Below are 20,697 nucleotides of genomic sequence, written 5' to 3'. Positions count from 1 at the left end.
AGGAGAGCCATGTCCCGCTTGAGAAAAGTCCTGACCCTCGCCCTCTCGGTCCCGCTGGCCCTGGGCCTCGTCGCCACCCCGGCCCCCGCGGCGCCGGCGACGTTCACGCACCCGGGCGTGCTGGTCAGCCGTCCGCAGCTGGACTTCGTGAAGGCGCAGGTGAACGCCGGCGCCCAGCCGTGGAAAGCCGCTTACGACCAAGCCAAAGCGAGTGCGTACGCATCGCTTTCGCGGACACCGAAGCCACGCGCGGTCGTCGAATGCGGCTCGTACTCGAACCCGAACTACGGCTGCACGGACGAGCGCGAAGACGCGATCGCGGCGTACACGGACGCCCTGATCTGGTACATCTCCGGCGACGCCCGCTACGCGCAGAAAGCGATCGCGCTGATGGACGCGTGGTCGGCGACGATCACGAGTCACACCAACAGCAACGCGCCTCTGCAGACGGGCTGGGCGGGCTCGTCCTGGCCGCGCGCGGCGGAGATCATCAAGTACACGTACACGAGCTGGCCGAACTCAGGCCGTTTCGGCACGATGCTGCGCAATGTCTACCTGAACAAAATCATCAACGGCAGCAACAGCAACGGCAACTGGGAACTGTCCATGATGGAGGCCGCGGTCGGCATCTCGGTGTTCCTGGAGGACAAGACGAACTTCGACAAGGCGGTGACCCGCTACCGCAACCGCGTCGCGGCTTACGTGTACCTGTCCTCCGACGGATCGTTGCCCAAGACGGTCCCGGGCAGCGGGTTGTCGACCAGGGACCAGATCGTCGGCTATTGGCAGGGCCAGGGAACGTTCGTGGACGGCCTCACGCAGGAGACCTGCCGCGACTTCACCCACACGGGCTACGGAATAGCGGCGATCGCGGACGTGGCGGAGACGCTGCGCATCCAGGGCCAGGACGTGTACGGAACGGACGTGGGCGAGCGCCTGCGCCAGGCGCTGGGGTTCCAGTCGAAGTACCAGCTGGGCACGGCGGCGCCGTCCTGGCTCTGCGGCGGTTCGTTGAAGCTGGGCCTCGGCCCGGTGACGGAGGTGGGCTTCAACGCGCTGCACACGCGCTTGGGCATCGCGATGGCGAACACGCAGACGCTGACGGAGCGCCAGCGCCCGGCGGGTTCGAACAACCTGTTCGTGGCGTGGCAGACACTGACCCACGCCGGCAACGCTGCGTGAGCCTCCCGAGTCCGCCTGACCTGTTTCCGCAGGTCAGGCGGATCAGGACCCCGCGCGCAGGACGGTTCGGCGGACACGCTAAAGTACTTCTCACGCACTCAGCGAGTGCGGGTCCGGGCTGTGGCGCAGTTTGGTAGCGCACTTGACTGGGGGTCAAGGGGTCGCAGGTTCAAATCCTGTCAGCCCGACGGACACACTTGCAGGGCCCGTGAGCAGCGAAACCGCAGCTCACGGGCCTTTTGCGTTGCCCTGGACCGAGCGAGCCGTCCACGACCACCCGAGCCGTTGTCTCTCCGGCACATAGCCGGCCGACTCCCTGACTATCGAACTAAACCGCTCACCGAGTGATGCGTGTTGGGACTGAAGGCGGATCCGGCGGCAACCGAAACTTCGGAGAGGCACGCAAAATGAAGCCATGGAGGACCATCGTCGGTGTGGCGGTCGCCGCGGCCACGCTCCTCGTCCTGCCGACAACGGCCGAGGCGAGGGCGGCCTCCGGCGCGTACTGCGTTCAAGACCTCGCCGGTGGCCCTGCCGCGTGCTTCGCGACCGAGGGGGCGCTTGATTCCTACCAGGCGAAACTGTCGCTGAGCCCGTTGCTCACCGTCTTCGACGGCACCGGCTGGAGCGGCGCGAGTGGATACCTGAACTTCGCCAGCGCTTACGGACGCACCTACTGCGACGCCGCCAAGGATACGAACGAGGCGTCAGAAGGAAATCTCGGCGTACGCCAGTTCTCCACCGGTTTCCCCGTGGCCGGCCGGATCAGCTCGTACGTCATCAAGGCCGGCTCCGGGTGCTTCGTCACCTTCTGGAACCAGACGGGCTTCAACGGCAACGGAGTCACCTGGAACCAGAACTGCGACGACATGGCCCGGTGCTTCGGCCGCGACTTCGACAACAGCGCACGCTCGCTCGCCGTCACCTGAGTCCAGCTCGACGACGCCGGTACACCGCTGTAGCGGCGTTCAGCGAGTCGACGACTATCCGACCGTGGACTTGATGACACGGTGGCAGCGCGCCCGGTGGTTCGGACTCGCGGCGGGCCTGGCCGGGCTGCTCGGAGCCGGGCTCTTGGCCGGCTGGTTCGACTTGGTCGACTGGCCGGCCGCCGCGCGGTGGGCGCGGCCGCTTGCTCCGGGCCTGGCTTTGATCATCGTCGCGCTCCTGTTCGTGGCCGTCGGCGCGTGGCGGGCGCTCAAGGAACCCTCCGGACGCATGCGGTCGCCCGGGCTGAGCTGGTGGGTCGTCGTCACCGCCGCCGCAGTTGTCCTGGTCGCCGTGGTGGGAGCCACCCACTGGCTCCTCTCGGAAGCCGACCACGCGAACGATCGCGCAGCCGCTCGCGTCGAGGCGATCAAGACCGGGTTGGGAGTCGGCGCCGGGACCGCCGGGATCTTTGCGCTGCTGCTCGCCGTTCGCCGGCAGATTCACCAAGAACACACCGCCGCCGACGTCAATCTCGATGCCGCCGAGAAACGGGTCACCGAGCTCTACACCAAAGCCGCCGACCAGCTCGGGTCCAGGAACGCCGCGGTCCGGCTCGCCGGGCTCTACGCCCTCGAACGGCTCGGCAAGAGCCATGAAAGCCAGCAGGAAACCATCTTGAACGTGGTCTGCGCCTACCTCCGCATGCCTTACACCCCGGGCGAAACTCCCACCTCCGACGCGACGCCGGACGAGCTCGACCGGCACGAGCAGAACCTGCAGGAAGCCCAGGTCCGGCTGACCGCGCAGCGCATCCTGCGCGACCACCTGCTCTACGGACCGGAAGCCGACGGATACTGGGCGGGTGTGGTCGATCTGACCGGCGCGAACATCGCCGGCATCGATCTGGAAGACACCGATCTCCGGTGGGCCCGGCTGAACGGGGCCCTGCTGTCCCGCGCGCTTTTCGCGGACGCCGACCTTAGTCACGCTTCTCTCGTCGGCGCTGATCTCTCCCACGCGAACCTGAGCGGCGCCGATCTCTCCGGCGCCGATCTCACCGGTGCGGACCTCAGGCACGCCAATCTCGACCGAGCCGATCTCGAGGACACGACCGTCACCCGTGCCGACTTCACCGATGCCCGTTTGCCGGCGGGGACCGAAATCCGGAACGGGCTGATCATCCGGGCGTGACCTGGCAGCGCCCGCTAAAGTGGGCCGAGCCGATTCGAGGGGGAAGCGATGACCGATCAGGAGGGCGCGGACTGGATCCCGCCCGATGCCGACCTTTCGCGGCCCAGTGCCGCCCGGATCTACGACTACCTCCTCGGCGGGGCCCACAACCTCGCCGCCGATCGGGCCGTTGCCCAGCGGCTCGAGGCCATTCAGCCCCAGGTGGCCGCCGTCGCCCGGCGGAATCGGGCCTTTCTGCGGCGCGTCGTGCGGTTCATGCTCGAGCAGGGTGTCCGGCAGTTCCTGGACCTCGGCTCCGGGATCCCGACCGTCGGCAACGTGCACGAAGTCGCCCAGGCCGTCGATCCCGCGGCCAAGGTCGTCTACGTCGACTACGAACCCGTCGCCGTCGCGCACAGTCTCATGCTGCTCAAGGACAATCCGCACGCCGAGGCCTTCGAGGCCGATGCCACCGACACCGAAGCCGTGCTCGGCTCCGAGTCCGTGCGGAAGCTGCTCGACCTCAGCGAACCCGTCGGGTTGCTGGCCATCACCCTCGGGCACTACCTACCGGAGGTCCGGGGTGTCTTCGGGACCTACCGCGACGCGCTCGCGCCCGGCAGCCACTTCGCGCTCACCCACCTCACCAACGACTTCGCCGTCCTGCGCGACCCCAAGATCGCCGAGACCATGCGGTCGACGCAGGACAGCATCTACCCGCGTTCGCGTGACGAGGTGCTCGCCCTCTTCGACGGCTTCGAACTCGTCGAACCCGGGCTGACCACCTCCGCGAACTGGCGGCCGGACCGGCTCGCCGCCGTCGTCGATCCCGAAGAGGACGGCCTCTACGCCGGAGTCGGCGTCAAGCCGTAGCCGGACCGAAGCGCTCCCAGGCCGACTGACGGGTCATCCCCAGAGCGTCGCCGATTTGCGCCCACGTGCCACCCAGCTCGCGCGCCTTGCCGACCCACGCGGCCAGGTTCTGCTGCACCTGCGTGGTCGCCGCCGCGACCGGGCCGAGGTTCTGCAGCACCTGCTCGAGCGGCAGGTCGTGCTCCCAGGGCGCGATCAGCGGCGCGTCCGACGGCTTGCCGTCGATCACCGAGACGCACAGCTGGACACAGCCGTCGCAGATGAACACCCCCGGACCGCCGACGAGCGTGTCCACCTCCGTGTTCGGCTTCGCGCAGAACGAACACCGTGCGATGACAGCAGCAGCCATCGAAACCTCCCCTTGTCAGGGTGGACCTTACGCGCGTAAGGCGGACCCTGACAAGCTCAAGAATCCCGACGTCCAGTCGGCGAGCTCCGTCATCCGCGAAGCCAATTCCTCGATCTCGGCCCAGCGGCGGTGCTCACGCTCCAGGTCCGGCACCAGGAAGTCCTCGACCAGCTGCAGCAACGTGGCGATCTCGTAGGCGATGTCGGCGAGCTGCAGGAACGGCCGGTACTCGGCCTCGGTGCCGGTCCCGTTCCGCGTGGCCCAGTCGCGCGCGCCGTGCCCGGCCGTGCGGCACACCGCCACGACCCTGCGCCGGAGGTCGCCGCGCCGGGAGTCCGGCCGCCCTTCGGTCAGCGGGGCGACGTTCCAGGCCACGGACAGCAGGCAGCACCCGGCGTCGTCCATCGAGTTGTTCATCACCGGACGTACTGTGGTGAACCGTGGGCACAGTCCGGCCGTTCCGACTCGCGCGGTCACGCCATCGTGTGAAGAACCGTCCCGGATCGGGTCATCGACGCGCGGACCCGGCCAGCGTCGGCAGGGAGATGAAGTCCGCCAGCGCCTGCTGGCCCGCCGCGTTCGCGTGGATGCCGTCGCCGTTGTCGTAGGCCGGGAGGATGCTGTTCGGCTTCAAGGGATCCTTCAGCACCTCGTCGAAGTTCACCACGCCGGAACACGTGCCGCCGCACGAGGACCAGCGCGAGACGAACAGGCCGATGTCGTGCCGGGCCAGGTTCGCGGCGTCGTCGTAGCCGGGCCGCGGCGTGCTCGGCGTGACGTAGACGGCGATCCCGGCCGCGCGCAGCCGCTGGAACACGGCGCGGTAGCTGGCCAGGATCGTCGCGCCGTCGCAGCCGTAGGCGAGATCGTTGGTGCCGTAGTAGTAGATCACCGACGTGACGCCGTGCAGCGCCAGGACGTCGCGGTCGAGGCGGCTCCCGGCGTCCAGGCCCGCCACCGATGGCGGCATCCCCGGGCACGTCGGCGCGCTCGTCGTGCCGGAGACGCCGGCGTTGGCCACCGCCAGCTGGGCCGAAGCGGGCGCCTCCGCGACGATCCGGCGGGCCAGGTCGTCCGTCCAGCGCCGGTCCGCGCCGAGCTGCGTGCACCCCGGGCCGCAGTTGGTGCTGCCGATTCCGTCGACGACCGAGCTGCCGAACGGGACGACCGTTCCGTGCAAGGCGGGATTGTGCACGTCGACCGCGCTCACGACGTACGTCGAGCCGACCGTGGACGTGAAAGCGCTGCCGGAAGCGTCGGCCGTGTGGTCGCCCGAGCCCTGTGCGGTGAGGTAGTTGTCCCGCAGTGCCGCGCCGTGGCGGCCGGGGGCGACCGTGCCCGCGACGAACATGCTGACGGCGAGGTTCGTGTCCGGGCGCGTCACGAGTCGGGTTTCGTCGCTCCAGACGTCCCCGCCGACCGGGATCGTGACGGCGGACGAGCCGGCGAAGGTCAGGTCGCGCACCCCCGCGACCTCGGCGCCGCTCGTGCTCGGCGCGACGGTCGCGTGGTCGATGGTCAGCGGGCCGGTGCCGAACGTGTTCTGGAGCCGGACGCGCACCGCGTCGCCGCCTTGGCTCAGGTGCGTGATCATCCGCAGCGACCGGCCGGACACGGGTGCGTCCGCGTGCCCGTCCTGCGACTGCGCCCACGACGTAAACCAGGCGTGTCCCGCGCCGTCCGCGCCCGGCGCCGAAGCGACGATCAATGCGGAAATCGTGGCCAGTACAGCGATCCGATGGGCTGCTCGCATCCGATCGATGGTAGGGAGCCGATCACGGAAGCGGCAAGCAGCTTGTCCGATCTTGTCAGCCGCCGGGTTTCCGGGTTCGATGAGGTGCCATGACGCTGCGAGGCCTGCCCCGACGAGCCGAGAGCACCCCACGGCTGTTCGGTGAACCGTACGAGACGCCCGACGGCACGACGGTCATCACCGTGACCAACCCGCCAGGGGTGTTCGCCATCCGCGAAGGCCAGGCCAAGTTCGAACCAGCGGTCGACGCGACGCGCGTGGCCCTGCTGGCCGTGGGTACCGGGCTGGTCGCCGCGACCCTCGGCACGCTCGCCGTGCTGAGGCGGCCGCCGTGGCCCGACCTGACGGGCCGCTGGGAGCGCTAGGCCGCGCCGCCGGCCAGCGCCACCACCCGGCCGAACGGGCCGTTGTAGTAGTTCTGGTCGCCCGGGAGGCCGCCGCCGCGCGCGAACTGCCAAATGCTCTGCTTGTCCCAGCCCGCCGGGAGCTCGCCGACCTCCGGGCCGTAGCGCGCGAGCCACAGCGGGTTCGTGTTCCCGAACCCGGACGCGTTGCCGGTGCACTGCTTCCACCACGCCGTGCTGGTGTAGATCAGCGCGCTGCGCTTGACCTTCGCCAGGTAGGTGCGGGTGAAGTCGGTGATCCACGCCGTCATGTCGGCCGGGTTCTTGCCGTAGCAGACATCGCCGTACGGGTTGTATTCGATGTCCAGCGCGCCCGGGAGCGTCTTGCCGTCGGACCGCCAGCCGCCGCCGTGGGCGATGAAGTACTCCGCCTGCTCCGCGCCGCCCGAGACGTCGGGGCGGCCGAAGTGGTACGCGCCGCGGATCAGACCCGCCGCGTGCGCGCCGTCGTACTGCTGGCCGTACTGGGGGTTGACGAACCCGGTGCCTTCGGTCGCCTTGACGTAGGTGAACTTCGCGCCACCGGCCGCCGCGGCACCCCAGTCGACCGGGCCCTGGTGACCGCTCACGTCGTGGCCGAGCGTCTGGTCGGTCGTGTCGGCCCGGGCCGAGCCCGGCACGACGCCTTCGTGCGCCGCGATCTGCGTGCCCGCGAAGTTCGTGCCGGCGAGGGAGTAGTCCGGCGCGGCTTCGGCGGCTCCAGCGGGGACGGCGACGACCACCGAAGCGAGCGCGGCCAAGGCACCCGCTGCGGCGAGCCGAGGCCGCCACCGCGGTTCGTCGTGTCCGGCAACGGTTCGGCTCATCTGGGCTCCGATCTCGGTACGGGCACGTCCGAAGCCCATGCTGCCTGCCCTTGTCGCTCCCCGCGAGCGATAGGTCACTCGATGTGGTGATCTATAGCTCGGTGGTGATGATCGCCTCGACCAGCACCTCCCCCGTCCGGGTGAGCTCGACGACGCCGTCGTCCGGACGCAGCTCGACGAGCCCGCGCGCGGCCAGCGACCGGAACTTCCCCAGCCACGGTTCCGCGAAGAGCGAACGCCCTGGGAACCGCGACGCGTGCAGGGAATCCCGCAGCGGCTGCAACGTCGTCAGCGCCATCTTCACCGCCCGCGCCTCCTGCGCCTCGGTCGTGAAACGCGTGGCCGAGCCCAGCGGGATCCGGCCGTCCGCCACGGTTTCGATGTACCGCTTCGAATTCACGTCGGTGATCGCTTCGGACGCGCGGCAGCTCGACGAACCGCCCAGTCCGATCGCGACCTCGGCTTCCTGCTTGTCCTGGTCGACCATGATGGCCTTCCACTTCTCGGGCCCGAGGCCGGCGCGCGCGAAGTACATCGTCGGGTGCTCGGTGTAGCCCTCGGCGCGCAGGCCGTCGGTGAGCAGCTCCCGCATCTGGTACTGCTCGCCGAGGGTGGGCCAGCGGTGGCCGTCGCGCACGAGCTTGTCCCGGTACGCGGGCAGCTGCCAGGCCGCCGGCTTCTCGCCGGTGACGCCGGTGCGCGTGTCGCTGTAGGACGCCAGGTGCAGCTTCGTGCAGACCACCGCCGTGACTTCGTTCTCCAGCACGACGTCGAGATCGCGGCGGACGCTGTCCAGGGTCTGGTCGAGCAGCCCGTACATCAGGTCGATGCTGACCCACTCGAACCCCATCGACGCCGCGTTGCGGACGAAGTCGACGCACATTTCGGCACTGTGCTCGCGGCCGCACAGCTCCAGCACGTGGTCGTCGAACGACTGGACGCCGCTGGACAGCTTGGTGCAGCCCAGCTCCCGCAACAGCTCGAGCTTGGCCGGGGTGAACGTGCTGGGGTCGCCCTCGAACCGGATCGTCGTGTCCGCGGTGAACCCGAACTCCGAGCGGTAGAACTCCAGCAGGCGCCGGATCTCCGGCTCCGGCAGCAGCGACGGCGTGCCGCCGAAGACGTTGAACTCCCCCACCTCGGCCCCGGCCAGGTGCGGCACGGCGTCGAGCCACAGCCGGGCTTCGGCGATGTTGAGGTCGACCCAGTGCTTCGCCTTTTCGTACTGCACCTCGGGTTTCCCCTTGACCAGCACCACCGGGTACTGGCAGAAGCGGCAGCGGTACGCGCAGGTCGGGATGTAGGACCAGAGGTGGATGGGGCGCGAAGCGGCCAGCTGCGCGTCGAGATCACGCAGGAAGTCCGACGGCGAGCCGGGGACGTTGCCCGGGAAGACGTGCGCCCCAAACGGGTCCTCCTGCACGAAGTCGAGCAGGTGCCGGTTTTCCGGCGCCTCGAGGACGTCGAGCACCGCGGGCCGCGGCCACGCCGGGTCGAGCGTGTGCAGCGAGCCGATCGCCTCTTCGTAGGCGAGGGTCATCAGAACACCCCTCCGTTGCCGAAGTAGTTGTGGGCCTCTCCGGATTCCCGGTCTTCGCAGTAGTAGCGGACGAACTCCGCGAAGCGCTCCGCCGGGATCTCCGCCAGGCACGGCGGCAGTGGCGGCGGGAAGCCGATGTCCTCGCCGACGTGCCGCCGCAGGCAGGCGAACAGCTCGTCGGCGAACTCGAAGTACAGCCGGTACGACGGCGTCTTGTACGCGTGGATCGGCGTGAAGTCGACGACGCGCATCTCGTCGCGGATCTCGGCGATCCGCCGCGCGAGCCGGGCGGCCAGGTCGGCACCGAAGAACGCTGTGACGGCGTCGTCTTCGAGGAGCGTGGGCGTGAGCAGCACCGGCAGGATCGTGTTCTTCGGCGTGAAGTCCTTGATCGAGAACTCCCACGCCTGCCGCGCTTCGGCTTCGGTCAGATCCGAAGCGGCGGCGGGCACCGAAGGCCGGATGTCGCGCATGACGATGATGCCGTCGGATCCGTAGGCCCGGCCGGCGATGACCTCGTCGATGGCGTGGTCGACGCGGCGCGGGTTGATCTCGACGCGCGAGCGCGGCGCGTACGTGATGGCGTCGCCGCCGCTGGCGACCTTGATCCCGAAGTCCCAGTCGTCGGACAGGTGGCTGACGAACTTCCCGTCCTGCAGCTGGTAGAAGATCTCGATGCCGCCGGCGCGCTCGTAGGCGTCCCGCTCGACGGCGAACCCCTTGCCATCGGGGAAACCGCCGAACAGCGAGAACGTGACGGCGCGGCAGCGCAGTGTCCGCTGGATCGCGTCCCACAACCGCGGCCGGCCGGTGAAGTGCGAAGCGTCGTAATAGTAGTCGCAGACGCCGATCGCGGCTTTGCTCTCCTCCATCGCGGTGCACAGTTCGCTCAGCCAGTGCGGGTCGACGCGGCAGTCGGCGTCGGCCGAGACGAGGTAGAACCGCTCCCCCGGATCGGTGTCCGGCCGGTTCCGGCTGCGCGCCGCGGCGAAGTCCATGCCCGCCCGCCGCGCGCACGAGACGCCCTGCTCGGCTTCGGCGATCACGTGGAGCGCCAGGTCGGGATGGGACGCCGCGAAGGCGCGCGCGACGGCCACGGTGTCGTCGGTCGAGTTGTTGTCGACGAGCACGACCTCGTACCGGCCCTTGTCCAGGGGCGCGTCGCCGTCGCGCTGGTCGTGCAGCGTGCGCAGGACCTCCGGCAGGTTCGCGGCCTCGTTGTAGACCGGCAGCACGACGGAAAGCCGCGTGCCGGCGCCCATCGGTGGCGGGTAGAGCCGGTCGACGAGGTCGTCGACGACCCGCGTCCCGAAGTGCGCCTGCCCGAGTTCGGAGTTCGCCCGCACCACGTCCGCCCGTTTCCCTTCGTCGGTGATCAGCTCGGAAACCTCTCGCGCGAACGCCGCGTCCGGCAGGTCGCGGGCCCGGATGTCCAGCACCGGGGCCCGGAACCCCTTGCGGCCGTAGACGACGTCGTACAGCTCGTAGCCGCTGGTGACGTACGGCGTCCCGGAAGCGATCGCCTCGCTGACCGGGTTGCCGTAGCTCTCGTAGTCGTAGGAGGTCAGGAAGGACACGACGGTCGTGTGCGCGAGGAGGTCGCGCACCGAGTACCGGCCGGGCACGGCCGTGTCGTACGGCGTCAGCCAGCCGCCGAACACGACCCGGTCGCGGACGCCGAGCCGCGTCGCCAGCTCGGCGAGCCGGTCGTGTTCCGCAGGCGCCTCGGCGACGTCACCGGCGACGAACAGCCACGCGTCCGGCAGGAGGGTCAGGAGGTGCAGGTCCCGGTCGATGCGCTTCTGCGGGATGATCCGCGTGATCCGGGCGAGCAGCGGGACGTCGCCGGGAATCCCGTGGTCACGGCGGAAACCCGCGTTGCGGTCGTCGACCCGCGCGGGGGCGATGGCGAACGCGTTGGGCAGGACGTCGATGTTCCGCAGGCCGGGAACCCACTCCAGGGTCTTCGCCCGAGCCTGCTCGTGCAGCGCGAAGTAGTGGATGTGCGGGGAGTTCCGCGGCGTGGGGACACCGGGGTACGGGAACCGGCCGTACTTCGCGATGCCGGGTTCGCTCTGCCACATGAGGTCGTGGTCGCGCCAGAACACGAACCGGCCGAGGCGGTGGCGGGCGCCGTAGCGGTCGATCGCGCGGTAGAGCGCTTCGGTGTAGGTGAGGTTCTCGGGCAGGGTGCCGTTCTCCACCATCACCATCGTGACGCCGAGGCGCTCCCAGGTCGCCACGATCTTCCCGGCCAGCTCACCGGCGATCTGGTCGATCTCCGGACGCAGTGTCTCGTCGCCGTGCTGAACCACTTCGCGCAGTACCCGATCGACGAACTCCCGGTCGTAGCCGCGAATCCCGTCGACGCCTTCGACGCGGTCGAGCGTGACCCACCCGGGCAGCAGCCCGGCTTCGTCGCGGTAGGGCCGGAAGAACGCGCCCTTGTCGGCCTTGATGTCGTAGCCGAGGTCGAGGTGGACCCGGTGGCCGGCGAACCGGCGCGCCGTCTTGAGGAACTCGACCACGACCCCGGAAAGCGGAGTGGCGTCGAAGGACACGCCCCAGAGGACTGACATCGATGTCGGACTCCCGTCTCGGCTTCGCCGTCGTTCCCAGCGTAAGCGGCGCGGACCCGGACGGCCGCGTGAGCGAGTGGTTGACCGCGCGCGCCGGACGCCCCACAGTGACCGCATGAACCGGGCTCTCGGGGTGCTGACCTGCGGCGCCTTCCTCTCGATCGTGCTCGGGGTCCTCGGGTCCGGGGAGCCCGTGCCCGCTCTGGTTTTCGGCGCGGTGTTCGCTCTTGTTGCCACGGCGGGCTTCGGCTGGGTGCGCACCCGCGACGGCTGGGCGTGGAAGGCCGCCTACGTCGCTGTCCAGCTGCCACTGGCCTTCGTGACCTTCACGATCAGCGCCGGCGTCGGGGCGACGCTGTTCCTCGTGGTGCTGGTCAGCCAGTGCGTGCTGCTGCGGCTGCCGCTGCCGGTGATCGCGCTCGTCATCGCCGTGGTGCCGCTTGTGCACCTCGGGATGGCGCTGGGCGCGGGCCTGCGCGAAGGCCTCGGCACGCTCGTCTCGGTGCTGTTCGCCGCGGTCATCACCGAGCTGCTGGTGCGGGAACAGCGCTCGCGCGGCGAACTCGCCGAGGCGCACGCGAAACTCCGCGACTACGCCACCCAGGCCGAGCGGCTGGCGACGGCGCAGGAGCGCAACCGCGTCGCGCGCGACATCCACGACGGGCTCGGGCACTCGCTGACCGTGGTCCAGATGCAGGTCAAGGCCGCGCGGGCGGTGCTGCCGACCGACCCGGGCAAGGCCGACGAGGTCCTCGCGAAGGCGCAGGAGCAGGCCGAAAACGCTCTCGCCGAGGTCCGCCGGTCGGTGAAAGCGCTGCGCGAACCGCGGTCGACGCCGTTGCCGGACGCGTTGCGGGCGCTCGTCTCGGAGGCCGGTGTCCCGGCCGAGCTGACCGTCTCCGGTGCCGAGCGGCCGCTGCCGGCGGAACACCGGGAGGCCCTCTTCCGGACGGCGCAGGAAGGTCTGACGAACGTCCGCAAGCACGCCGGCGCGGGCCGCGTCGAGCTGGTCCTGGACTACGCCGACGCCTCGGTCCGGGTCGTGGTCCGCGACGACGGCGCCGGCACGAACGGCGGCGCGTCGACCGGCTTCGGCCTTCTGGGGCTGCGGGAACGCGCCGGGCAGCTGGGTGGCAAGCTCGACTTCACCTCGGCGCCCGGCGAGGGCAGCGCGCTGAGCATGGAGGTCCCGGGATGACACCGGTCCGCGTCCTGCTCGTCGACGACCAGGCGCTGTTCCGCGAAGCCCTCGCCACCCTGCTCGCGACCCACGACGACATCGACGTCGTCGGCGAGGCGGGCAACGGCGAGGAGGCGCTGAAGCGCGCGTCGGAGCTCGAGCCGGACGTCGTCCTGATGGACCTGCGCATGCCGGTCCTCGACGGCGTCGGCGCGACCCGGCGGCTGCGCCAGGAGCACCCGTCGGTCCAGGTCATCGCGTTGACGACGTTCGACGACGACGAAGACGTCTTCGCGGCTCTGCGCGCGGGCGCGGTCGGGTACCTGCTCAAGGACGTCTCGTCGGCGCGGCTGATCGAAGCGGTACTGGCGGCCGCGCGGGGCGAGTCGGTGCTGCAGCCGTCGGTGGCGGCGAAGGTGGTCGCGCGGTTCGCGCAGCTGCCCGAGCCGCGGCCCCAGCCGCTGGTGGTGCCGTTGTCCGAGCGGGAGCGGGAAGTAGTGCGCCTGCTCGCGGACGGCCGCAGCAACCGCGAGATCGCGGCGTCGCTGTTCCTCGCCGAGGGCACGGTGAAGAACCACGTGACGAACCTGCTGGGGAAGCTCGGCGCCCGCGACCGCACCCAGGCCGCCCTGCGGGCCCGGGACCTCGGCCTGCTCTGAGCGGTCACATGACCCGGGTCATGACTTCCGGCACCTGGCAGCGGGGCCGGCACCCGGGATTCTCGTCCAGGAGCCAACCTGGAGGGAACCGAGATGATCACCGCCGCACCGCCCCGGACCACCACCCGCAAGCTCGCGCGGTTCGCCGCGCACTACGTCGAGATGGTCGCCGCCATGCTCATCGGCATGGTCGTGCTGCACCCGCTCTGGCCCGTCGCCTGGCTCGAACGCCCGGACGCCGCCGCGCTCGTCATGGCCACGAACATGACGGTCGCCATGACCGCGGCCATGCTGCTGCGCCGGCACTCCTGGCCGCGGATCGCCGAGATGGCCGCCGCGATGTACCTGCCGTTCGTCGTGCTGCTGGTGCCGTTCTGGTTCGCGGCGATCGGCGGCGGGACCCTGATGGTCGCCGGGCACGTGATCATGGTCCCGCTCATGCTGGCCGTCATGGCGTGGCGCCGCGCCGAGTACTGGCACTGACATGAAGACCGTCCTGAAGTGGTTCGCCCTGGTCGTCGCCGTGCTGGCGGTCCCCGGCATCGGCGCCGCCGTCTCCGCGCTGTCCGCGTTCGACGCGCTGTACTCCCCCGGCCCGGACCGGCCCCTGCCCGCCGCCGCGCCACCGGTGCACGACCCGGCCAAGCCGACCGCGGTGGTCGTCGTCGGCGACCGCGGGGCCGTCGTCTCCGACACGCTGGCGCCGTACGAGATCCTCGCCGCGACCGGCCGGTTCAACGTCTACACCGCCGCGCCGAAGCGCGAGCCGAAGCCGCTGACCGGCGGCCTCGACCTCGTCCCCGACCTGAGCTTCGACGACCTCGCCGCCCGGCTCGGCCCGAAGGCACCGGACCTTGTCGTCGTGCCCGCGCTCCCGGACGTCGGCGAGCCGAGCACCGAGCCGGTCAAGAACTGGCTGCGCGCCCAGGCCGCCCACGGCGCGAAGCTGCTGAGCGTCTGCAACGGTGGTGGCGTCCTCGCCTCGACCGGGCTGCTCGACGGCCGTCCAGCCACCGCCCACTGGCTCAAGCTCGAGGCCTTCGCCGGCGACTACCCGGCCGTGCGCTGGGTGCGCGGACAGCGGTTCGTCGACGACGGCGACGTCGTCACCACCGCCGGGATCCTCTCGGGCATCGACGGGACACTGCACTGGGTCGAGCGGCTCGCCGGTCGCGACGTGGCGGCCGACGCCGCGAAGGCGGTCGGCTGGACGCATTACGGCACCACCGTTCCGGTGCACGAGCCGGCGTCGATGCCGGACGCGGCCGCGATCGTCAACGCCGCCTTCCGGTGGGACCCGGACGAGATCGGGGTGCTGCTCGCCGACGGCGTCGGCGAGATCGAGCTGGCGTCGGTGTTCGACACCGAAGGCCAGTCGCTGTCTTCGCGGACGCTCGCCGTGAGTGCCGACGGCGCCCCGATCCGGTCCCGCCACGGCCTGACCTTCGTGCCGCGAGCGTCCCTCGCCGCGGCGGACCTCGACCGGCTGGTCGTGCCGGGCGCGACGCGCGGGGTCACGCCCCCGCCCGGCGGTCCGGCTCCGGAGTACGTCCACGACCGGCCCGGCTTCGCCTACGACACCGCGGTGAGCGCGCTCTCGCGGCGCACGGACGTCGCGACCGCGCGCTGGACCGCGAAGGTCCTGGAGCTGCCCACCGACGGCGTCGGCTTCGAAGGCCGGGCCTGGCCGTGGCTGCCCACGGCACTGCCGATCGCCCTGGTGCTGCTGGGCGCGGCGGCCGTGGTCGTCGTCCGCCGGCTCAGGGCGCCCAGGGCTGCGCGATCACCCAGCTGACGTCGTCGTCGTACGCACCGGCGGCGTCCCAGGCGTGGGCGCCGCTGGTGTCGGCGATGTAGACGGTGTTGTTGTAGTGCCGCAGGTACTTCCCGGAGTAGTTGTACGAGCGGAACGACGAGCCCTGCCCGTTCTTCCCGGCCACCGGGCAGAACGTCGCGTCGGCGCGGAACGCCGCGCTGCCGTCCATCGGCTGGCGGTACACCTGGAAGTCGAAGTGGCGCAGGAAGTCCCCGGGGTAGTTCCGGGACTCGAACGACACGCAGGACGCGTCGGCGAGTCCCTTCCGGACGATCCACGTGGCGTCACTCTTGTCCAAAGTGGAGCTGACCGGCGAGATCACCGCGTTGTCGTTCCGGTGGCGGAGGTAGTCGCTCGTGCAGCACGCGGTGGTCGCGCGCACGGAGATCTCCGAGCCGGGGTTCAGGGTGCCGGTGGACCCGGTCGGGCCCCCGTAACCGACGGAGACGACGTTCGCCTGGACCGCGTTGTCCGCCGCGTCGGTCGGCAGCCCGGCGGTCATCACGCCTTCGAAGAACGAGCCGATCGAGCCGTTGCTGTTGTCGCCGCCGGTGCCCAGGACGATCGCGCCTTCCTGGTGCATCGGCGAGTACCCGGCCGCGGTCGGCTCGGGGCCGGAGTAGGTCGTCCGGAGGCCGCCGGACTGGGCGTTGCCGTCCTTGAGCGCGAAGAAGTTCTGCCCGTTGTTCTTCAGCAGCGCGGTGACGAACGGCGCCGTGATGCCGGTGTTCGCGGTGTTCTGGCTCCCGCCGGCGCTGGACTGGAACAGCCCGTTCTCCAGGTCGGCCTGCACCCAGGGACCCGCGCCGTGGCACGGCTGGAACCAGCATTCGGTGCCGAAGTTGAGCGCGTCCATGTGGCCGTTGCCGGTGTCCTGGTTGTTCGTCTCGGCGTTGCCGTAGTCGAAGCAGCAGGCGCCGTTGACGTGCGTGCCGGAGGTGATCATGTACATGCCCTCGGGCCGGCCGTTCTTGGCGACGCCGGTCGTCGTGTTGTCGCGGTAGCCCATCCGGCCGGAGAACGAGGCGCCGTAGACCTGGTGGCCGCCGGCGGCCACCGGCAGGGCGTCCGCGGGGACGCCGGTGTCCTGGCCGCCCGCGCCGCCGGGGCCCTCGATCGTGAGGTCGTTGTGACGCGGGGACTGGTCGTAGATCTCGGTGATGAGACACGTCGTCCCGGCGCAGAAGGAGTCCTGGGCCGCCGCGTTGGCGTAGCCGCCGACCGCCAGGAGGCCGATGTCGGTCTTCGCACCGTCCTTCGCGCGCTGGACCTGGTACAGCGGCCCGTTGTAGGTGCCGTAGAGGGCTCGCGTGGTGCTGTGCGCGGCGACGCAGGCCGTGCCCGCGGCGCCGTAGATGTCGCACGGCAGGGACGCGGCGGCCGACGCCGTCGACGCGGTCGTCAGGCTCGCGGCCACCAGCGCGACGATGCCCACCAGCACGCGCCAGATCCGCGTCCTATTGTTAGCGCTAACATTCTTGTCGTCTCGACGTTGAGACACAAAAGCCTCCAGAGGGGACCGAATGATGTGAGCGTTACCAGCGAGCACTATGCAGCTCCCGGCCCGCTTTCGTCAACGCTCCGATTCGCCGCGAAACGGACGCCCGCGCGACCTAAAACGATTTAGGGAATCCCCGCTATCGTCGAAGCGATTCACTGCCCTACGTCCCGGTGGAGTATTGCCAACGTGTGAGTTCGTGATTACAGTCACGTATCAGGCTCTATTGAAACGTTTTAAACCTGGCCGCTCCATCCCCGCCGTAAGGGAGCCCGCATGCTGCCCTCGAAGCTCTGGCGCGCGACCACCACCACGCTCGCCGCGATCCTGGTCCTCTCCGCCGCGTCGGTTCCCCCGGCCGGCGCCGCTCCCCCGGTCGACTTGGCCGGCGCCCACTGGATCTGGTACCCGGAAGGCGACGCCCGGGTGACCGCACCCGCCGCGACCCGCTACTTCCGCACCACCTTCACCGTCCCCGCCGCCGCGGTCGGCGACGCCCGGTTCGTCGTCACCGGCGACGACACCGTCGACGTCTGGCTCAACGGCAAGCCCCTGGCTTCGTCGGCCCGCACCACCGATTCCTGGAAGTCCGCGTTGTCGGTGGACCTGCGGCCCGCGCTGACCCCCGGCGGCAACACGCTCGCCGTCGCCGTCCGCAACTCCGGCGGCGCGGCCGGCCTGCTCGGGCGGGTGCGCGTGACGACCGCGTCCGGGACCACCGACCTCACCACCGGAGCCGGCTGGAAGAGCGCGACGACCGCGCCCGACGGCTGGGAACAGCCCGGCTTCGCCGACGGGACCTGGGCCGCCGCCCGGGATCTCGGCACCTACGGCAGCGGCCCGTGGGGCACGCGCGTCGGCACGCCGGGCGCGTCGGCCAAGACGCCGCTGTCCGTCGCGAGCGCGACGGTCGGGCAGCGCCCGAACCCGATCGGCGTCGACCAGCCGCGGTTCGGCTGGAAGCTGGCGTCTTCGGCCGCGCAGCAACGGCAATCGGCGTACCAGCTCGTGGTGTCCGCCGGGGGCAAGGACGTCTGGGACAGCGGCCGCGTCACGTCCGCGCAGCAGGCCGACGTCGCCTACGGCGGTCCCGCGCTGACGTCGCTGACCGCCTACACCTGGAAGGTCCGCGTCTGGGACGGCCAAGGCCGGATGAGCGACTGGAGTGCGGTGCAGCGCTTCGAAACGGCGTTGCGCGACCCGGCGGCCGAATGGACCGGCGCCTTCCTCGGCCGCGCCACGGCCGGCCCGGACCTCGCCGGCGCGAGCTGGGTCTGGTACCCCGAAGGCGACCCGATCGGCGGAGTCCCGCCGGCCACCCGGTTCTTCCGCAAGTCCTTCGACCTGACCGCGGCGCCGTCGAAGGCCACCCTGGTCGTGACCGGCGACGACACCGCGACGGTGTGGGTCAACGGCACCCGGGTCAGCGACTCCCCGCGCGTCGCCGACTCGTGGAAGACCGCGGCCGTCGTCGACGTCGGCAGCCTGCTGACCGCCGGGACGAACACCATCGCGATCAGCGCGGAGAACACCACGCAGAGCCCGGCCGGGATGATCGCCAAGCTGACCGTCCAAGGTGGACCCACGGTCGGCACCGACGGCACGTGGAAGGCGAACCAGACCGGTCCGGACGGCTGGCAGCAGCGCGGGTTCGACGACAGCTCCTGGACCGCGGCGAGGGCATTGACCGCGTACGGCACCGGGCCGTGGGGTGCGAACGTCGCCGTCAGCGCCCCCGCTCCCCTGCTGCGCAAGAGCTTCACGGTCTCGAAGCCGGTCGCGAGCGCGCGGCTGCTCACCACCGCGCTCGGCCTGCAGGAGACCCACCTCAACGGCGTCAAGGTCGGCGGCGAGGTCCTCGCCCCCGGGTGGACGGACTACGCGAAACGCCTGCAGTACCGCGTTTCCGACGTCACCAAGCAGATCAAGTCGGGCGAGAACGTGCTCGGCGCGCTGGTCGGCAACGGCTGGTACTCCGGCAGCATCGGCATCGCCGGCAGCCAGAAGTACGGCACCGAGCCGTGGTACTCGGCGCAGCTGAAGCTGACGTTCACCGACGGCACGTCCACCACGGTCGCGACCGACGGCACCTGGAAGTCCGGCGACGGCGCGATCCGCGCCGACGACCTCTACCAGGGCGAGACCTACGACGCGCGGCTGGCGACCGGCTGGGACCGGCCCGGCTTCGACGACCGGACGTGGGCCGTGCCCCGCGTGAAGACCGGCGCGAAGCCGAACCTGGTGCCGCAGGCGGACAACGGCGTCACGGTGCAGCAGGAGTTCAAGCCCGTCGCGTGGACCCAGCCGAAGCCGGGGGTCTGGGTGGCCGACCTCGGTCAGAACTTCAGCGGCTGGAACCGGCTTTCGGTGACCGGCCCGGCCGGCACCACGGTCACCATGCGACACGCCGAGGTGCTCAACCCGGACGGGACGATCTACACGACGAACCTGCGCGCGGCCCAGGCGACCGACCGGTTCACCCTGGCGGGCACCGGCGGCGCGGAGACGTACGAGCCGCGGTTCACCGTGCACGGCTACCGGTACGTCGAGCTGACCGGGCTGCCGTCCGCGCCGACGGCGTCGACGCTGACCGGCCGGGCGATGTGGACCTCCGGCGCGCAGACCGGCACGTTCACGTCGTCGAACACGCTGGTGAACCAGCTGCAGCACAACATCCTGTGGGGTGAGCGCTCGAACATGCTGTCCGTGCCGAGCGACTGCCCGCAGCGCGACGAGCGGCTCGGCTGGACCGGCGACATCGGGATCTTCGCCGGCACCTCGACGTTCAACCTCGACGTCGCGAACTTCCTCGGCAAGTTCAGCGACGACCTGGTCGACGCGCAGCACGACGACGGGTCGTTCACCGACGTCGCGCCGGGCGTGCTGAGCGGTTCGGGCACGGCGGGCTGGGGCGACGCGGGCGTCATCGTGCCCTACACCCTGTGGCAGCGCTACGGCGACACCGGCGTGATCGACGAGCACTTCGCCGCGATGGTCAAGTGGGTGGAGTACCTGCGGTCGACCTCGGGTGCCGACCTGATCCGTGACCACCAGACGTTCGGCGACTGGCTCAACGTCAACGACAACACCGCGCAGGACCTGATCTCGACGGCGTTCTTCGCGTGGTCGTCGCGGCTGGTGTCGCGGATGGCCGCGGCCACCGGGCACACCGCGGAGGCGACGAAGTACGGGACGCTGGCCGACCAGATCGGCGCGGCGTTCACCAACCGGTTCGTGCAGGCGGACGGCACGGTGGGCGCGAACACGCAGACCGGGTACGTCCTGGCGCTGGCGTTCGGACTGCTGCCGGCCTCCCGGGTGCAGCCGGCGGCGGACAAGCTGGCGGCGCGCGTCGCGGCGGCGGGTGGTCACCTCAGCGTCGGGTTCCTCGGCGTCGAGAACCTGCTGCCGGTGCTGGCCGCGCACGGTCACGCGGACGTGGCGTACCAGGTGCTGCTGCAGCCGGACTTCCCCGGCTGGGGCTACATGATCGGCCACGGCGCGACGACGATCTGGGAGCGCTGGGACGGGATCAAGCCGGACGGGTCGTTCAACGACCCGGGGATGAACTCGTTCAACCACTACGGCCTCGGCTCGGTCGGCGACTTCCTGTACCGCTCGGTCGGCGGCCTGTCGCCGGCGTCCCCGGGCTACGCGTCACTGCTGGTGGCACCGCGTCCGGGCGGCGGGGTGACGTCGGCGAAGTCGGCGTACGAGACCCCGTACGGCGGCGCGGTCAGCGACTGGTCGGTCTCGGCCGGGAAGCTGACGCTGCGGGTGACGGTCCCGGCGGGGTCGTCGGCGACGGTGCAGGTGCCGACGTCGCAGCCCGGGTCGGTGGTGGCGCCGCCGGAAGCGGTGCCGTCGTCGTCGGGGTCGTACTTCGTGCCTGCGGGTTCGTACGTCTTCACCGCGACCGCGTGACCTGACGAGCCGGTATCGCCGCTTGGCCGCGGCG

At 70.6% G+C, this 20,697-nt stretch carries 17 protein-coding genes and 1 tRNA gene; 11 read left to right on the top strand and 7 right to left on the bottom strand.

Features of this window, described 5'->3' with window-relative positions; all coding sequences use genetic code 11:
- Positions 1-9: 9 nt before the first annotated feature.
- The 5 genes from ABZ342_RS23920 (at position 10) to ABZ342_RS23900 (ending at position 4,155) form a co-directional block, all read left to right on the top strand.
- Positions 10-1,182, top strand: coding sequence for an alginate lyase family protein (locus ABZ342_RS23920; protein ID WP_360476811.1), 1,173 nt, complete (start codon positions 10-12; stop codon positions 1,180-1,182).
- A gap of 114 nt (positions 1,183-1,296) precedes the next feature.
- Positions 1,297-1,370, top strand: a tRNA-Pro gene (locus ABZ342_RS23915).
- Positions 1,371-1,616: 246 nt separating this feature from the next.
- Positions 1,617-2,111 carry a hypothetical protein gene (locus ABZ342_RS23910; protein WP_360476808.1) on the top strand — a complete coding sequence of 165 codons (495 nt, stop codon included), beginning with the start codon at positions 1,617-1,619 and terminating at the stop codon, positions 2,109-2,111.
- A 73-nt stretch (positions 2,112-2,184) separates the two neighbouring features.
- Positions 2,185-3,303: a pentapeptide repeat-containing protein gene (locus ABZ342_RS23905; protein ID WP_360476856.1), complete on the top strand. Its 1,119-nt coding sequence runs from the start codon at positions 2,185-2,187 to the stop codon at positions 3,301-3,303.
- Between the two features lie 48 nt (positions 3,304-3,351).
- Positions 3,352-4,155 (top strand): SAM-dependent methyltransferase, encoded by an 804-nt coding sequence (locus tag ABZ342_RS23900; RefSeq protein ID WP_360476805.1) that lies wholly within the window; start codon positions 3,352-3,354, stop codon positions 4,153-4,155.
- On the opposite strand, the gene ABZ342_RS23895 is transcribed toward ABZ342_RS23900, so the two are convergent.
- The 3 genes from ABZ342_RS23895 to ABZ342_RS23885 all read right to left on the bottom strand — a co-directional run bounded on the left by ABZ342_RS23895 (position 4,145) and on the right by ABZ342_RS23885 (position 6,257).
- Positions 4,145-4,504, bottom strand: coding sequence for a ClpX C4-type zinc finger protein (locus ABZ342_RS23895; RefSeq protein ID WP_155549819.1), 360 nt, complete (start codon positions 4,502-4,504; stop codon positions 4,145-4,147). The genes ABZ342_RS23900 and ABZ342_RS23895 overlap by 11 nt on opposite strands.
- A gap of 27 nt (positions 4,505-4,531) precedes the next feature.
- Positions 4,532-4,921 (bottom strand): hypothetical protein, encoded by a 390-nt coding sequence (locus ABZ342_RS23890; RefSeq protein ID WP_360476853.1) that lies wholly within the window; start codon positions 4,919-4,921, stop codon positions 4,532-4,534.
- Between the two features lie 91 nt (positions 4,922-5,012).
- Positions 5,013-6,257 (bottom strand): GDSL-type esterase/lipase family protein, encoded by a 1,245-nt coding sequence (locus ABZ342_RS23885; protein WP_360476801.1) that lies wholly within the window; start codon positions 6,255-6,257, stop codon positions 5,013-5,015.
- An 89-nt stretch (positions 6,258-6,346) separates the two neighbouring features.
- On the opposite strand from ABZ342_RS23885, the gene ABZ342_RS23880 reads away from it, so the two are divergent.
- Positions 6,347-6,622: a hypothetical protein gene (locus ABZ342_RS23880; RefSeq protein ID WP_155549816.1), complete on the top strand. Its 276-nt coding sequence runs from the start codon at positions 6,347-6,349 to the stop codon at positions 6,620-6,622.
- Here ABZ342_RS23880 and ABZ342_RS23875 read toward each other — a convergent pair.
- The 3 genes from ABZ342_RS23875 to ABZ342_RS23865 all read right to left on the bottom strand — a co-directional run bounded on the left by ABZ342_RS23875 (position 6,619) and on the right by ABZ342_RS23865 (position 11,586).
- Positions 6,619-7,467 (bottom strand): GH25 family lysozyme, encoded by an 849-nt coding sequence (locus tag ABZ342_RS23875; RefSeq protein WP_360476798.1) that lies wholly within the window; start codon positions 7,465-7,467, stop codon positions 6,619-6,621. The genes ABZ342_RS23880 and ABZ342_RS23875 overlap by 4 nt on opposite strands.
- Positions 7,468-7,558: 91 nt before the next feature.
- Positions 7,559-9,007 (bottom strand): radical SAM protein, encoded by a 1,449-nt coding sequence (locus ABZ342_RS23870; RefSeq protein WP_360476795.1) that lies wholly within the window; start codon positions 9,005-9,007, stop codon positions 7,559-7,561.
- A complete protein-coding gene (locus ABZ342_RS23865; protein ID WP_360476792.1) occupies positions 9,007-11,586 on the bottom strand; it encodes a glycosyltransferase in 2,580 nt (859 codons plus the stop codon). Before ABZ342_RS23865 ends, ABZ342_RS23870 begins: the two co-directional genes overlap by 1 nt.
- A gap of 115 nt (positions 11,587-11,701) precedes the next feature.
- Here ABZ342_RS23865 and ABZ342_RS23860 point away from each other — a divergent pair, with 115 nt between their 5' ends.
- From ABZ342_RS23860 to ABZ342_RS23845, 4 genes are all read left to right on the top strand, one after another.
- Positions 11,702-12,784: a sensor histidine kinase gene (locus tag ABZ342_RS23860; protein WP_360476789.1), complete on the top strand. Its 1,083-nt coding sequence runs from the start codon at positions 11,702-11,704 to the stop codon at positions 12,782-12,784.
- Positions 12,781-13,425: a response regulator transcription factor gene (locus ABZ342_RS23855; RefSeq protein WP_360476786.1), complete on the top strand. Its 645-nt coding sequence runs from the start codon at positions 12,781-12,783 to the stop codon at positions 13,423-13,425. The genes ABZ342_RS23860 and ABZ342_RS23855 overlap by 4 nt, the downstream gene beginning before the upstream one ends.
- Positions 13,426-13,518: 93 nt before the next feature.
- On the top strand, positions 13,519-13,908 hold the full coding sequence (locus tag ABZ342_RS23850) for a hypothetical protein (protein ID WP_360476783.1): 390 nt from the start codon (positions 13,519-13,521) through the stop codon (positions 13,906-13,908).
- Between the two features lies 1 nt (position 13,909).
- Positions 13,910-15,220: a DJ-1/PfpI family protein gene (locus ABZ342_RS23845; RefSeq protein ID WP_360476780.1), complete on the top strand. Its 1,311-nt coding sequence runs from the start codon at positions 13,910-13,912 to the stop codon at positions 15,218-15,220.
- Here ABZ342_RS23845 and ABZ342_RS23840 read toward each other — a convergent pair.
- Positions 15,186-16,682, bottom strand: coding sequence for an alpha-L-arabinofuranosidase B (locus tag ABZ342_RS23840; RefSeq protein WP_360476777.1), 1,497 nt, complete (start codon positions 16,680-16,682; stop codon positions 15,186-15,188). The genes ABZ342_RS23845 and ABZ342_RS23840 overlap by 35 nt on opposite strands.
- A gap of 333 nt (positions 16,683-17,015) precedes the next feature.
- Here ABZ342_RS23840 and ABZ342_RS23835 point away from each other — a divergent pair, with 333 nt between their 5' ends.
- A complete protein-coding gene (locus ABZ342_RS23835) occupies positions 17,016-20,663 on the top strand; it encodes a family 78 glycoside hydrolase catalytic domain (protein ID WP_360476774.1) in 3,648 nt (1,215 codons plus the stop codon).
- Positions 20,664-20,697 lie beyond the last annotated feature (34 nt).

This window comes from Amycolatopsis sp. NPDC005961 (assembly GCF_040629235.1).
Taxonomy (GTDB): domain Bacteria; phylum Actinomycetota; class Actinomycetes; order Mycobacteriales; family Pseudonocardiaceae; genus Amycolatopsis; species Amycolatopsis camponoti.
Note: the sequence above shows the minus strand (reverse complement) of the source record. Positions and strands in the feature narration are given on the sequence as shown.